A 13,630-nucleotide genomic window follows, 5' to 3' on the forward strand; every position below is an offset into this window, starting at 1 on the left:
GCTTACTTATTCAGTGACGTCGACCATAGGCCGGCCGAATGGAAACCCAAGTAGGAACGTCGGGGTGGAGTTACGACCACTGGGACCAGGTGCTCTATCCCGCCGGTACCCCCTCCCGCAACAGGCTCGGACACTACGTGCAGCAGTTCGACACCGTCGAACTCAACGCGAGTTTTTATCGTTGGCCGCGCGACGCATCGTTCGCCAGCTGGCGACGCCGGTTACCTGAAGGATTTGTCTTCTCGGTCAAAGCGCCCCGTGGGCTCACCTACGGCAAGCGCCTTTACGCCCCTGAAGCCTGGATCGGCAGGCTCATTTCGGCGTGGCATGAACTCGGGGACAGGCGTGGAGTCCTGTTGGTCCAGCTGCCGCCGGGAATGGAGCGCGACGACGACCGGCTGGCCTATTTCCTTGGCCTCCTGCCCGAGTGGGTGAATGTCGCCGTCGAATTCCGCCATCACAGCTGGCATGACGAGGCTGTCTACGAGCTGCTTGAAAGGCACCAAACGGCTTACTGCATCATGAGCGGGGCGGATCTCCCTTGCGTCCTCCGAGCCACGGCGCCGTTTGTCCATATCAGGATGCACGGTCCGGATCACCACCACCTTTACGGAGGTTCATACTCCGATCAGGACCTGCACTGGTGGGCGGACCGAATTGCGGAATGGGAGACGGCGGGCAAGGAGGTCTTCGTCTATTTCAATAACGACGGCGGCGGCAACGCGGTCCGTAACGCCCACACCCTCCGTTCCTTCCTCGGCAAGCAGTAGGCGTGGCCTCGACGGTTGTTGGGTACCGTAGCTTCCATGGTTGAAACCAAGAGGGTCAGGATGCCATCCTCATCCCTTATGACCGTGATCTTGGCTTTTGCGGCAAATATTCTTGTTGCCGCCGCAAAAACCGTCGCCGCCATACTTACCGGTTCCGCTTCGATGATCGCCGAGTCCGCCCATTCCTGGGCCGATACAGGAAACCAGGTCTTCCTGCTGGTGGCTGAGAGGAGATCCTCGAAGAAGCGTGACGTGGCCCATCCGATGGGCTACGGCAGGGAAGCGTACCGTTTGGTCGATGTTCGCCGCCTTTGGCTTGTTCACTGCGGGTGCTGTTGTATCCGTGATGCACGGCGTCCAACAGCTTTTCGCACCGGAGCCCGCCGGTGATTTCGCCGTCGCCTATGTCGTCTTAGCGGTATCGTTCGTGCTCGAAGGGGCCTCGTTCATCCAAGCGTTCCGGCAGGCTCGCAAGTCGGCAAGGCAGCTTGAACGCCGCACTCTGGAACAAGTGCTCAAGAGTTCAGATCCCACCATGCGTGCAGTCTTCGCGGAGGACAGCGCGGCGTTGATAGGCCTGCTCATTGCCTTCCTGGGGATCTTCCTGCACCAGCTCACTGGATCGCCGCTTCCAGATGCGCTCGGATCCATATTTGTCGGCATCCTTCTAGGTGTCGTCGCGGTGGTGCTGATAGATCGCAATCGTCGCTTCCTCGTCGGTCAGGGCGTTACTCCGGAACTCGAGAAGTCGATGGCGATCAGGGTCATGGAACACCGGGAAATCGAGCGACTGACGTATCTGCACCTGGAGTTTGTCGGTCCGCGCAAGCTGTACCTCGTGGCGGCTGTGGATATCACGGGCGACCTTCGGGAACATGAAGTGGCCATCGCACTGCGCCGTGTGGAAAGGAAGCTGGAGGAGGAGGAGACCGTCGAGGAGGCGGTGCTGACCCTCGCTACCCCCGACGAGCCCTCGCTGTCCTTTGGTGTTCGGCGACAGTCGCCAGCCGTTGAGTAAACCAGGAGCGGCAGTCCGTTTGAACCTCTGGGGAAAACAAGTACAGGCTACTCGTGCCATGCTTCACGCAAAGTTGTTGACTCAAGGGACCAGCATCCGCGCACTGACAGGGGACGCCGATCCCAGCTGGCCAACGGCAGGGTCGGCCGAACGATAGAACCGGCGCGTGGAAGCACAGCCAAATTTCGAGGGGAGCTGCAATGGACGGGCAACTATGGATTTGGATCGTGGTGGCGATTGTGATCATCGCGGTGATCGTCGCCGTCGTCGTTTATGGGCGCCGTGCGAAGGACGCCGCTAACCGCAAGCGCGCTGCGGACCTCCGCGAGAAAGCCCGTTCCGACGCCCTCGGAGCCCATGAGCGCAGCGCTGAGGCCGCTCGAGCGGCGGCCGACGCCGCCCGTGCCGAGAACGAAGCGGAACGGTTGCACAGGGAGGCCACGGACAAGCAGAAGGCGGCGGAGCGGGCCAACGAAGTCTCGCAGGACAGGCTGCGTCGGGCAGAAGAGCTTGACCCCGATGCGGCCAACCGCTCGGACACGGAAGGCGAGGGAAGCCGTCGCGACCGGGACGAGGACGGCGGCCGACGGGAGCGCGGTGATGACCAAGGCGACGAGGAGGGGCGCCGAGGTTCCAGATCGTAGGCTCGGGGCAGTGCCTGGTCCGGGCGCTGGGGCGCTGAGTGCTCGCTCTCTACCATCCGAATCTGTTACATGTAACAATGAGGTATGGGAACTGTGAAGGATCGAGTCAGTGAGTATCGGCGCCGGATGCGGGAGCAGGGCTTCCGGCCGATTCAGGTGTGGGTGCCGGACACCCGCGCCAAGACGTTCGCCGAGGAAGCGAGGCGGCAGAGTGCCATCGTGGCCGAAGCGGACCGGCATTCGGACGATCAGGACTTTGTCGACGCCGTGTCCGTATTCTGGGACGACGAGGAGTGATCCGAGGCGAGATCTGGACGGTCGCTGGCGGCGTCTTCGCCTCGAAGCCACGTCCGGCGCTGGTCATTCAGGACGATCGCTTCAGCGATTCGCAGTCCCTGACCGTGCTGCCAATGACATCAACCCTTCGGGACGCCCCTTTGTTGCGGATCCCGCTGACACCCTCTGAACTGTCAGGGCTGGTCCGCGAAAGTCACATTATGATCGACAAGATAACTACGGTGCGCCGGTCCAACGTCCAGTCCCGCGTGGGGCGCCTTACCGCTGGCCAGCTTGTGGAAGTGGAACGGGCGCTGTTGGTCTTCCTCGGAATCGCATAGCCAAGGGCGGTTCAGCTGGCGAATCGACAGCACCGACCGATCATGGAGGTGGACCCGCGTGGTGGATCCAGCACGGTCTGAGGTCCTCTCACTTATTGGCTTGGACGCTATTCGGTCCTATGTCGCAGCCAAGGTTGTTCGCGGCCCGCGCGTGCGCCAGGGGAATGTCTTTCCGGAGCGGATCGAGCTTTGGACGGATGGAGGGAATGTCGTCCCTTGCCTGTTCCTTAAACCAATCGATAGCGTTCATCAGGTGGGTGCCGTGGTGGCGGTCCACCAACACGCCGGGAGCTATGCGCTGGGGAAGAGCGAGCTTGCCGGGCTCGAAGGTGACCCGCAGTTAGCTTTCGCCGTCGAATTGGCCGAGTCCGGCGTTCCGACACTCGTCCCGGACCTCCTCGGATTCGAAGAGCGGCAGCGTGACGCCATTGACCCTCAGCTGGCCGAAAACGGCGATGCGCAAGATCTCCTCAACGCTGGTTCAACGCTGCAGGGCGTCCACACGAGGGATATTGCCATGGCTACTTCGTGGCTCGAAGCTTGCGATGACGTGCGCGGACCGCTCGGGATTATCGGTCATTCCTTGGGCGGCCAGGTGGGGCTTTTCAATCTCGCCTGTGATCCGCGGCTGCGTGCCGGTGTTCTTAGTTGCGGGATCGGGACACTTGAGTCGTTCGAACGTGAGGGCATTTCCCATAACCCGGCCTGGTTTGTGCCCAATCTTCGCAAAGCCGGCGACGTGCACCTGGTGGCCCAAGCCATCGAAAACCAACGTGTCCTGATCGTCGCTGGACGGGACGATCCGCTGTTTCCGTTTCGGGACGTCCAGGGCCTCGTCAATTCCTTCAGGGAAGGCGTCGCCGATTTCGTTCCTTTCGACGGCGGGCATGCTTTTCCCGCCGTTCAGAGAAGACACGCCATTTCGTGGCTGAAGGCCAGCCTGATCGCAGCCCGATCAACGCCCTAGGGACCCGTCACACTCCACCTGCAGTAGGTGCGGGTTGAGGTTGCACTGCCAGTTCCTGCGTGGCGGCCCAGCTCGCGAGCAGGCGCAGGGCGTCTGCCGAGGGAGAACCAGGTTCTGCAGGGTAGATGAACAGGGAGAGGCCCGTGTCCGCCGACAATTCCATCGCCTCGAACAGCAGTCGGAGTTCGCCCACCACGGGGTGATGGAAATGCTTGAAGCCGCTGTAGTGGCGGCGCACGTTGTGTGCCGCCCAGCGGGTGCGGAATTCATCGCTGCGGGTCGACAGCTCTCCTACGAGGTCGCTCAGTCCGCGGTCGAAGGGGTCGCGTCCGGCCTCGGTGCGCAGGATGGCCACCATGTTGTTGGCAGCGAGTTCCCAATCCGGGAAGAACCGCCGGGCCCGCTCCTCATCCAGGAAAATGAAACGCGCGTAATTGGCCGGCCGGACGGGGTTAACGTACATCTCGGAGTGCAATGCGTGGCCGAGCCTGTTGGCGGCGAGGATGTCCATGCGTGCATTGCGGACAAATGCAGGCGCGTCGGTGATGGCGTCAAGGGCAAACAGGACGCTCGGTCGAAGATGTTGGGGAGCAGATCGACGCTGCCGCTTGCTTGTTCCGGCGGCGCGGGCCAGATCGAACAGATGTGCACGCTCAGCTTCGTCAAGGTGCAACGCCCTAGCCAATGCTTCCAGCACGCTTTCAGACACTCCCGCAAGGTTTCCCCGTTCTAGCCGGGTGTAATACTCAACGCTTACCCCGGCCAGGGTTGCGACCTCTCCGCGACGGAGCCCGGGTACTCGCCGGTTGCCGCCCGACGTCGGCAGCCCCGCCTGTTCGGGGGTGATCTTCGCACGCCGGGAAGCAAGGAAATCGCGGGCGTCGTTCCGGTTGTCCATGCGATCAACGATAGTGACCTTTCAGCGCCCTGAGGGAGTCCCTGCCAGTACCTCCATCAACGGAAACTTCCCAGCGGCGGTGATGGTCCCGACGTCGTGCTAGAAAATGTGGAAATCGCCGGCGTCGGCGTTCGCGGACGGGTACACCAAGGGCTCCCGCCCCAACTCAAGCAGGACGTCGTTGATGCTCATTTGCCCGTCGAGTTGGACGGCCGGGACGAAGGCTGTTTCGGATTCGACTTCAGCGGTCATGGATCGATCTTATGCGCGGCGGGGCCGACGGACGCGATGAACACGCGGTCTTCAGGGCAAGACGCCGCGCGCTGTTTTGTGTTCGAGGATCACGGCTTCTGGGATGCCGCCGCGGAGGGGGAGAGGTCGGATAGCGTGAGCGGATGTGTCGGAGCCTCCGGAAAGGGGTGGCTGATAGTCACAGCCAGATCCTGATTGATGTGGACCAACGCACCGCCGGGCAGCGCTCTCCACTCCGGGTTGTCATCCATCGGTTCGGTAGCGATGAGGACGTGTCTGGAACGGGCCAAATCCTTGCTGTGGGCGCGGATTCGGGAGCTCCGTGCGTCGAGGGGAGCTCCCTCGTCGGAGCGGGCAGGCAACCGTTCCAGAATGTGCAGCTCATGCGTGTCCGGGTACCTGACCGCCCAAACGTCGCTCGCCGTTGTCAGGATGAGGTTCAAGCTGAATACTGGCAGCTCCTTGGCGATCCAACTGATCGCTCGGGTGATACCTTCGCCGACGTCGCCATCTACGCGCCTGCTCTCCGCGGTGATCAATGCGAAGAGGCGCTCGCTGTCGGTCTGGCCCTTCACCAGATCCGAAACTCCGAACTCAGCCAGCCGCTGATCGAGCCGTTCAAGATCGCCGAAGGCGCCGTTGTGGGCGAACAACTTCCCGTCCTGTTCGAACGGGTGGGTGTTGACCATGGTGTGCGCGCCGGTGCTGGCATACCGCACATGGGCCAGGAACGTCGTGCTCTTCAGGACCCGTGCCTCACGCGCAAAGGCGTGGTCCTCCCATGCTGCGAGCGGCTGTTTGGCGACATGCGGCTTACCGTCACCGTCAAAGGTGCCTATCCCGGCGCCGTCGGGCTCGCGCCGGCTCTGGTCAGCAAGGCTGTCCGGGGCATCCAAAAGCCAGAAAGTGGCCCGGACTGCTTGCGAACCGGCATGCAAGCCGAATAACCGGCACATGGCACACATCCTTCCTTGAAGCGGCTGGGGCTGAAGCTGCCGGCTAGTGGTGGAACGCCTGGGTTTGCCCGCCGGCGGGCATGGGTGCGGTGAGGCCGTCCAGGTAGGCGACTTCCTTCTTGAGATCGGCCAGGAAACTGGATGCAAGATCTCGTGTGAAGCCGTTGCGGACAACGATCCGTTGGACGGTGATCTCGCTCAATCCCTCCGGCATCGGGTAGGCGGGGACAAGCCATCCATTCATTCGCAGCCGTTCGGACAGGTGATGAAGGTTCCAGTTCTCCGTGTAGCCGTCGGTGAGTTGCCAAGCAAAGACCGGGATGTCCGATCCGTCGCTCCACAAAGTAAACGGCTCCATCGCCCTTATTTCCCTCGATAGATAGAGTGCCACGTCCCGGGAGGTTGCCTGGACGGATTTGTATCCCTCGTATCCGAGCCTGAGGAACAGATAGTACTGAAGGAGCACCTGGGCGCCAGGGCGTGAGAAGTTCAGGGCGAAGCTCGGCATGTTCCCACCCAGGTAGCTGACATGGAAGATCAGGTCCTCGGGGAGCGCTTGCTCGTCACGCCAGATGATCCAGCCCAGGCCGGGATAGACCAGGCCGTACTTGTGGCCGGATGTGTTGATCGAGGCAACCCTCGGCAGTCGGAAGTCCCAGACTGTCTCCCGTTGCAGGAAGGGCGCAACCATGGCTCCGGAGGCACCGTCGACGTGGATCGGAACATCAAAGCCGTGCTTTTCCTGGATCTCGTCCAGCGCCGCCGAGATTTTTTCGACGGGTTCATAGATCCCCGTGTAGGTCACGCCCATGATGGCTACAACGCCAATGGTGTTCTCGTCCACATACTTGTCCAGTTCGTAGCCGTCCAGCATTTGGTGTTCCTTAGACACCGGAACGTAGCGGGCCTCCACGTCCCAGTAGTTGCAGAACTTCTCCCAGCACACCTGCACTGCCGAGCTGAGGACCAGGTTGGGTTTGTCCGTGGAAAGGCCGGCCGCCCGCCGCGCGTGCTGCCAGCGACGTTTCAGGGCCAGGCCGCCCAGCATGCATGCCTCGGAGGATCCGATCGTGGAGGTCCCAATGGACTTGGTGGGATCGGGCGCGTTCCACAAGTCGGCGAGCATCCGCCAGCAGCGGGTCTCGATCAAGGCTGTCTGGGGGTATTCGTCCTTGTCGATCATGTTCTTGTCGAACGTTTCGGCGTACAGTTTCGACGCTTCCGGTTCCATCCACGTCCCAACGAACGTGGCCAGGTTCAGGCGGGAGTTGCCGTCCAACATGGCTTCGTCGTGGACAACCTGATAGGCAGTCGAAGGAAGGGACTCACCGTCCGGAATGGTGAACCGTGGAAAAATACTGGATTCCCCCGGCCGGCTGAACACCGGGTTCAACTCAACTGCAGTGTCGGGTTCATGGGCTGATGTTCGGTGTGACCTATTGATGGTTCGCTCCTTTGACTCGCCGCTGCGCCGGCCGCTGCTCTGGCATGGCCCGCCAGGGCCCCACGCTACCGTGGGCGGCCGCCGTGCCCAAGCCCTTCAAGCCGTCATCGCTCGAGTCCGCCAGCGACCAGTCCTGTTCCGCGCCATGGTGCCAAAGTGGCTCCTGGTGCATAATCGCAGGGACGAAGCTCTCTCACGGCGAGCCTAGGAGGCACCAATGTCGATGCAGGACACTCCAGAAGACCGGCAGCCTGAGGAAAGGCAAAGCGTCCCGCTGCCAGGATCAGACAGGGCTCCCGCTCCGGGCGTCCTGGACGTGCTCGGTCCCGTCGATCCTTACCGTTGGATCGAGGCGACGGTCATCCTTAGGCGCCAGGAAGAAATGCCCGAAGTTCCGTCCGGAGCGCTTTCGGTGGACGAACTGGCCTCCCGATACGGCGCATCGGCCGCAGACCTGGAATTGGCTGTACGCACTTTCGCCAACCTCGGTCTCGACGTTGTGGAGTCGGACGCTGCCAGCCGCAGGATTCGGCTGGCAGGAACCGTGGAGCGGATGGGCAGCATCTTCGGGACCTCCCTTGACGAGCTGACGAGCCGCAGCCCGGACGGCACTGCTGTCACCCACAGGCATCGCACCGGAGGCCTCCAAGTACCTGCAGCCCTCGATGGCGTCGTTGTCGCCGTCCTCGGCCTCGACGACCGGCCGCAGGCCCGGGCCCAATTCCGCGCCATTCCCTTGGCCGCGGCCAGTACCAGCTACAGCCCGCCCCAGCTGGGACAGATCTACAACTTCCCTGAGGGAACGGACGGAACGGGCCAAACCGTTGCCATCCTCGAGCTGGGCGGCGGCTTCGGACAGCAAGACCTTGACGCCTACTTCCGGGGCCTGGGTCTCGCCACGCCGAGCATCACCGCGGTGGGAGTCGACGGCGGGGCGAACCAGCCGGGGCAGGATCCGACAGGCGCCGACGGGGAAGTCCTGCTCGACATCGAAGTAGTCGGTGCCTTGGCGCCGAAGGCCAACATCGTGGTCTATTTCGCTCCCAACACCGACGCAGGGTTCCTGGATGCGATTGTCGCAGCCTCCCATGCAAATCCGGCGCCGACCGCGATCAGCATCAGTTGGGGCCAGAGCGAAGACGCCTGGACCGCCCAAGCCCGGATGGCTTTCGACCAGGCCATGGCCGATGCTGCGGCCCTCGGGGTGACGGTGACAGCCGCAGCCGGCGACAACGGCAGTGCGGACGGCGCAACGGACAACAAGGATCACGCCGATTTCCCGGCGTCGAGCCCTCATGTGCTGGCCTGCGGCGGAACCCGCCTTCAAGCAGACACCGCGACAGGAGTCATCAACGCGGAAACTGTCTGGAACGACGGCCCCAACTCGGCCACCGGTGGAGGATACAGCGACTTCTTTCCGGCTCCCTCCTGGCAGTCCGGTATCTCGGGACACGCCAAGCGCAAACCTGCGCCCAGGAAGGCGGGCAGGGGTGTCCCCGATGTCAGCGGCGTTGCCGACCCGCAGACCGGTTACCAGGTCCGCGTCGATGGGAAGGACATGGTGATCGGCGGAACCAGTGCCGTCGCACCGCTCTGGGCGGCCCTGGTAGCCCGCCTCGCCCAGGCCACTAAGAGGCGCTTCGGGCTGATCCAGCCGCTGCTCTACCAAAACGGCACCCAACCGGCGTCGGGCTTCCATGACATCACTACGGGCTCCAACGGAAGCTACCATGCCGCGACCGGCTGGGATCCCTGCACGGGCCTGGGCAGCCCGGACGGCAGTGCCCTCCTTGCATTGCTGCAAGCCAAGCCCTAGCGACCTGCGGAACCGTCGCGGTGGTCCCAAAAACCCACCGCCTAAACAGCTTTTGCTCGGTAGACTGGTTGGTGTCCTTTACAACCGCAGGTTTCAAAGGAGGCTACACAATGGCTGGATACTTTGAGCTGATCGACGGACCCAACGATGGGTACAGGATTGCACTACGCGACGGCGAAGGCGACATTCTGGCGATGTCTACGACTTTTGCCACCAAGCAATCGGCTGTCCGCGGGATATCCACACTCAGGGAGATCGCCGGAACTGCCCTCATCAAGGACCGGAGCCATGGCCGGTGGACGCCGTCCCTTGAGCGGCAGGCGCACCACTTGCATCTGTTCCACCAACCCGCATGGCGGAAGCACGAAGTGAGAAGCGCCGCAGGCCGTATGTAGCCCTGCGATAGAGCGGTTTCGCGAACCGCCCCGCGCTCCAGGCCCCAAGGCCCTCCCCGAGGGGTTGCACGGGCCGCAAATGTGCATGCCAAAAATCCGTCCGCCGCCGCGTCTCCTCGGCGGAAAACGGCGCGCCCGCGCTTGCTTTGGCTGCCCCAGCCGGAGCGGATACGATGGACGATGGCTGGCTGTGGTCCCCGTACGCCACAAGCTATGAAGCCTTATCAATGAATAGGAGACACCCGTGTCAGATGCCCAGCAGATCACCCTCATCGTCGATGGCGAAGAGACCAAGGTGACGGAAGGGACCACCGGCGCGGAACTCTTCTTTGAGCGCCGCGACGTCGTAGTGGCCCGAGTCGACGGCGAACTCAAGGACCTTGACCAGGTGCTGCCCGAGGGTGCCCAGGTTGATGGCATCACCATCGACTCGCCGGACGGCCTGAACGTCCTGCGCCACTCCACCGCACACGTCATGGCCCAGGCTGTGCAGCAGCTTCGTCCGGACGCCAAACTCGGAATCGGACCGTACATCACAGACGGCTTCTACTTCGACTTCGATGTTGCCGAGCCCTTCACCCCTGAAGACCTGCGCCAGCTCGAGAAGATGATGCAGAAGATCATCAACCAGAACCAGAAGTTCGTGCGCCGCGTCGTCACCGAAGACGAAGCCCGCGAAGCCATGAAGGGCGAGCCTTACAAGCTTGAGCTGCTGGGCAGGAAGAACGACGCCGCCGACGCCGGCGAGGGCGTCAACGTCGAGGTGGGCGCCGGGGACATCACCATTTACGACAACGTGGACCGCAAGAGCGGTGACAGCGTATGGTGCGATCTTTGCCGCGGGCCGCACCTGCCCAACACCAAACTGATCTCCAACGCCTTCGCCCTGACCCGCTCCTCGGCGGCATACTGGCTGGGCAACCAGAACAACCAGCAGCTGCAGCGCATCTACGGCACCGCCTGGCCCACCAAGGACGCGCTGAAGGCTTACCAGGAGCGCATCGCCGAGGCCGAGCGACGCGATCACCGCAAGCTCGGCGCGGAGCTGGACCTGTTTTCCTTCCCGGATGAGCTGGGCTCCGGCCTGCCGGTGTTCCACCCCAAGGGCGGGATCATCCGCAAGGCGATGGAGGACTATTCGCGCCAGCGTCACGTCGACGCCGGATACGAGTTCGTCTACACCCCGCACATCACCAAGGGACACCTCTACGAAGTCTCAGGCCACCTTGACTGGTACAAGGAAGGCATGTTCCCGGCGATGCACATCGACGCGGAATTGAACGACGACGGCACCGTGCGCAAGCCCGGCCAGGACTATTACCTGAAGCCGATGAACTGCCCCATGCACAACCTGATCTTCCGTTCACGCGGCCGCTCCTACCGGGAACTGCCCCTTCGGCTCTTCGAGTTCGGCTCTGTATACCGCTACGAGAAGTCCGGCGTTGTTCATGGGCTGACCCGCGTGCGCGGCATGACACAGGACGACGCCCACATCTACTGCACCCGCGAGCAGATGAAGGACGAACTCACCACAACCCTGAACTTTGTCCTCGGCCTGCTCAAGGACTACGGACTGGACGACTTCTACCTTGAGCTGTCCACCAAGAACGAAGACAAGTTCGTCGGGGAAGACGCCGCCTGGGAGGAAGCCACCCGTACCCTGGCCGAAGTAGCCGAGGCCTCGGGGCTGGAACTGGTCCCGGATCCGGGTGGAGCCGCGTTCTACGGTCCCAAGATCTCCGTGCAGGCCAAGGACGCGTTGGGCCGCACTTGGCAGATGTCCACCATCCAGCTGGACTTCAACCTGCCTGAGCGGTTCGAGCTGGAGTTCCAAGCCGCGGACGGCACCCGCCAGCGTCCGGTCATGATCCACCGTGCTCTGTTCGGCTCGGTTGAGCGTTTCATGGGCGTACTCACCGAACACTACGCGGGTGCATTCCCCGCATGGCTTTCGCCCGTGCAGGTGGTTGGCATTCCGGTGGCGGAAGCGTTCAACGACTACATGTTCGACGTCGTCGGCCAGCTCAAGGCCGCGGGCATCCGTGCCGAGGTAGACATTTCCTCGGACCGTTTCCCCAAGAAGATCCGCACCGCGAGCAAGGACAAAATTCCTTTCGTCCTGATTGCTGGCGGGGAGGACGCAGAGGCCGGTGCAGTGTCGTTCCGCTTCCGTGACGGCAGCCAAGACAACGGTGTGCCCGTTGCCGAGGCCGTCCGAAGGATCGTGGACGCCGTCAAGAACCGCGAGAGCTGACGAGTCGGACACCGCGGGGGGCAGAAACAGTGCAGGAGAACACGGGCGTGACAGCTGATTATCCGGGCGATGCCGAAGTGACTGACGACTTCGGCCTGGCAGGTGTTCCCGATGCCTTCCAACGCCTGTGGACTCCGCACCGCCTGGCCTACATCAAGGGCGGGCAGGGCCAGTTCAAAAACCAGGACGACTGCCCTTTCTGCGTGGCTCCTAGCCGCACGGACGAGGAATCCCTCATCGTGCGCCGCGGCAAGACGTGCTACGTGGTGCTCAATTTGTTTCCTTACAACCCCGGTCATTTACTGGTGTGCCCGTACCGTCATGTTCCGGACTACACGGACATCACGGTGCAGGAAACAGCGGAAATGGCGGAACTCACGCAGACCGCAATGCGGGTGCTGCGAAAGGTGGCAAACCCGAGCGGCTTCAACCTGGGCATGAACCAAGGCGTGGCGGGCGGGGCGGGAATCGCCGCCCACCTGCATCAGCACGTGGTTCCGCGCTGGGGTGGGGACGGGAACTTCTTCCCCATCATCGCCCAGACGAAGGCCATCACGCAGACGCTCGACGAGGTCCGCCAGCAGGTGGCCGACGCGTGGCCGGAAGAGTCGGACCTGTCCGGGGAGACGGATGCTTAGTCGGCACGCCCGCGGGTTTTTCACCGGGCTGTTCTCGCCCCTTGCCCGGTTCCTGCTCAAGGTGGGCGTCTCGCCGGACGCGGTTACCGTCGTCGGGACCGCCGGCGTAGTTCTCGGTGCCCTGATTCTCTACCCCCTGGGCCAGCTCTGGTGGGGTTCTCTGCTGATCGCCGTTTTCGCGCTGTCCGACGTCGTGGACGGCATCATGGCGAGGGAACAGGGACGCAGCGGCCCGTGGGGAAACTTCCTCGACTCCACGCTGGACCGGTTGGCAGACGGCGCCATATTCGCCGGCGTCGCAATCTGGTTCTTCACGGGCGGCGGGAACAGCACGATTGCCATAGCGTCCTTGGCCTGCCTGGTGCTCGGGATGGTGGTTTCGTACGCCCGCGCCAAGGCTGAATCACTAGGCTTCTACGCCAATGTGGGCATCGCCGAGCGCGCGGAGCGACTCATTTCCGTGCTCCTCGTCACCGGCCTGACCGGACTCGGCTTGCCTCCCGTCGTCTTGCTGGTGACCCTTGTCATGCTCGCCGCGGCTACGGGCGTCACCGTCGTCCAAAGGATGGCGGCCGTCCGCGAACAGGCGATGGCAGACGTCGACGGCGGGACGCCCGCCTAAGCGTTGGGATCATCCTCTCGCTTCCAGGCGCGTTCCATGTCCCGGCGGGTTTATGTCCCGGCGGGTTTATGTCCTGGTGGGTCTGAAGTGGTGGTTGCGTCGGGGTGTTTGGCGGGGATCGACGTGGGGCGGGGGTTTGAACCATGCGGTGCCGTTGTCCGTGGTGATGGTCCATTGTTCTTTGTGGATGACGTGGTGGTGGTGGCTGCACAGCAAGGTGCCTTGCTCGGTTCCGGTGGTGCCGCCGTTGGACCAGTAGGTGATGTGGTGGGCTTCGCACCAGGGTGCGGGGATGGTGCAGTCGGGGAAGGCGCAGCCTTGGTCGCGGGCGATGATGGC

At 62.9% G+C, this 13,630-nt stretch carries 15 protein-coding genes and 1 pseudogene; 11 read left to right on the forward strand and 5 right to left on the reverse strand.

The window, feature by feature from the left end:
- The first annotated feature begins 38 nt into the window (after positions 1–38).
- The 6 genes and pseudogenes from AB4Z38_RS11740 to AB4Z38_RS11765 all read left to right on the forward strand — a co-directional run bounded on the left by AB4Z38_RS11740 (position 39) and on the right by AB4Z38_RS11765 (position 4,016).
- Positions 39–770 (forward strand): DUF72 domain-containing protein, encoded by a 732-nt coding sequence (locus AB4Z38_RS11740; RefSeq protein WP_441429868.1) that lies wholly within the window; start codon positions 39–41, stop codon positions 768–770.
- A 36-nt stretch (positions 771–806) separates the two neighbouring features.
- A pseudogene (locus AB4Z38_RS11745) lies at positions 807–1,788 on the forward strand (cation diffusion facilitator family transporter).
- Between the two features lie 200 nt (positions 1,789–1,988).
- A complete protein-coding gene (locus AB4Z38_RS11750; RefSeq protein WP_441429869.1) occupies positions 1,989–2,432 on the forward strand; it encodes a hypothetical protein in 444 nt (147 codons plus the stop codon).
- Between the two features lie 84 nt (positions 2,433–2,516).
- The gene (locus tag AB4Z38_RS11755; protein WP_441429870.1) at positions 2,517–2,729 is read left to right on the forward strand and encodes an antitoxin MazE family protein; all 213 of its coding nucleotides are present in this window, start codon (positions 2,517–2,519) and stop codon (positions 2,727–2,729) included.
- Positions 2,726–3,049: a type II toxin-antitoxin system PemK/MazF family toxin gene (locus AB4Z38_RS11760; RefSeq protein WP_441429871.1), complete on the forward strand. Its 324-nt coding sequence runs from the start codon at positions 2,726–2,728 to the stop codon at positions 3,047–3,049. Before AB4Z38_RS11755 ends, AB4Z38_RS11760 begins: the two co-directional genes overlap by 4 nt.
- 262 nt (positions 3,050–3,311) lie before the next feature.
- On the forward strand, positions 3,312–4,016 hold the full coding sequence (locus AB4Z38_RS11765; RefSeq protein ID WP_441429872.1) for an alpha/beta hydrolase family protein: 705 nt from the start codon (positions 3,312–3,314) through the stop codon (positions 4,014–4,016).
- Positions 4,017–4,023: 7 nt separating this feature from the next.
- Here AB4Z38_RS11765 and AB4Z38_RS11770 read toward each other — a convergent pair whose 3' ends face one another.
- The 4 genes from AB4Z38_RS11770 to AB4Z38_RS11785 form a co-directional block, all read right to left on the reverse strand.
- Positions 4,024–4,914, reverse strand: a complete 891-nt coding sequence (locus tag AB4Z38_RS11770) for a helix-turn-helix transcriptional regulator (protein ID WP_441429873.1) — start codon at positions 4,912–4,914, stop codon at positions 4,024–4,026.
- Positions 4,915–5,013: 99 nt separating this feature from the next.
- Positions 5,014–5,166 (reverse strand): hypothetical protein, encoded by a 153-nt coding sequence (locus tag AB4Z38_RS11775; protein ID WP_441429874.1) that lies wholly within the window; start codon positions 5,164–5,166, stop codon positions 5,014–5,016.
- Positions 5,167–5,255: 89 nt separating this feature from the next.
- Complete coding sequence (locus tag AB4Z38_RS11780) at positions 5,256–6,122, reverse strand: class II glutamine amidotransferase (protein WP_441429875.1); 867 nt, start codon at positions 6,120–6,122, stop codon at positions 5,256–5,258.
- Between the two features lie 43 nt (positions 6,123–6,165).
- On the reverse strand, positions 6,166–7,566 hold the full coding sequence (locus AB4Z38_RS11785; RefSeq protein WP_441429887.1) for a glutamate decarboxylase: 1,401 nt from the start codon (positions 7,564–7,566) through the stop codon (positions 6,166–6,168).
- A gap of 217 nt (positions 7,567–7,783) precedes the next feature.
- Here AB4Z38_RS11785 and AB4Z38_RS11790 point away from each other — a divergent pair, with 217 nt between their 5' ends.
- The 5 genes from AB4Z38_RS11790 (at position 7,784) to pgsA (ending at position 13,291) form a co-directional block, all read left to right on the forward strand.
- Positions 7,784–9,382: a S53 family peptidase gene (locus tag AB4Z38_RS11790; RefSeq protein WP_441429876.1), complete on the forward strand. Its 1,599-nt coding sequence runs from the start codon at positions 7,784–7,786 to the stop codon at positions 9,380–9,382.
- Between the two features lie 110 nt (positions 9,383–9,492).
- Positions 9,493–9,777 (forward strand): YegP family protein, encoded by a 285-nt coding sequence (locus tag AB4Z38_RS11795; protein ID WP_441429877.1) that lies wholly within the window; start codon positions 9,493–9,495, stop codon positions 9,775–9,777.
- Positions 9,778–10,021: 244 nt separating this feature from the next.
- Complete coding sequence (thrS, locus tag AB4Z38_RS11800) at positions 10,022–12,031, forward strand: threonine--tRNA ligase (protein ID WP_441429878.1); 2,010 nt, start codon at positions 10,022–10,024, stop codon at positions 12,029–12,031.
- A 29-nt stretch (positions 12,032–12,060) separates the two neighbouring features.
- On the forward strand, positions 12,061–12,669 hold the full coding sequence (locus tag AB4Z38_RS11805) for an HIT family protein (RefSeq protein WP_441429879.1): 609 nt from the start codon (positions 12,061–12,063) through the stop codon (positions 12,667–12,669).
- On the forward strand, positions 12,662–13,291 hold the full coding sequence (pgsA, locus tag AB4Z38_RS11810; RefSeq protein WP_441429880.1) for a phosphatidylinositol phosphate synthase: 630 nt from the start codon (positions 12,662–12,664) through the stop codon (positions 13,289–13,291). Before AB4Z38_RS11805 ends, pgsA begins: the two co-directional genes overlap by 8 nt.
- A 66-nt stretch (positions 13,292–13,357) precedes the next feature.
- Here pgsA and AB4Z38_RS11815 read toward each other — a convergent pair.
- Positions 13,358–13,630, reverse strand: a 273-nt coding sequence (locus AB4Z38_RS11815) for an HNH endonuclease (RefSeq protein ID WP_441429881.1), incomplete at its 5' end; no start/stop codon positions are given.

This window comes from Arthrobacter sp. 2RAF6 (genome assembly GCF_052115205.1).
Lineage (GTDB): Bacteria > Actinomycetota > Actinomycetes > Actinomycetales > Micrococcaceae > Arthrobacter.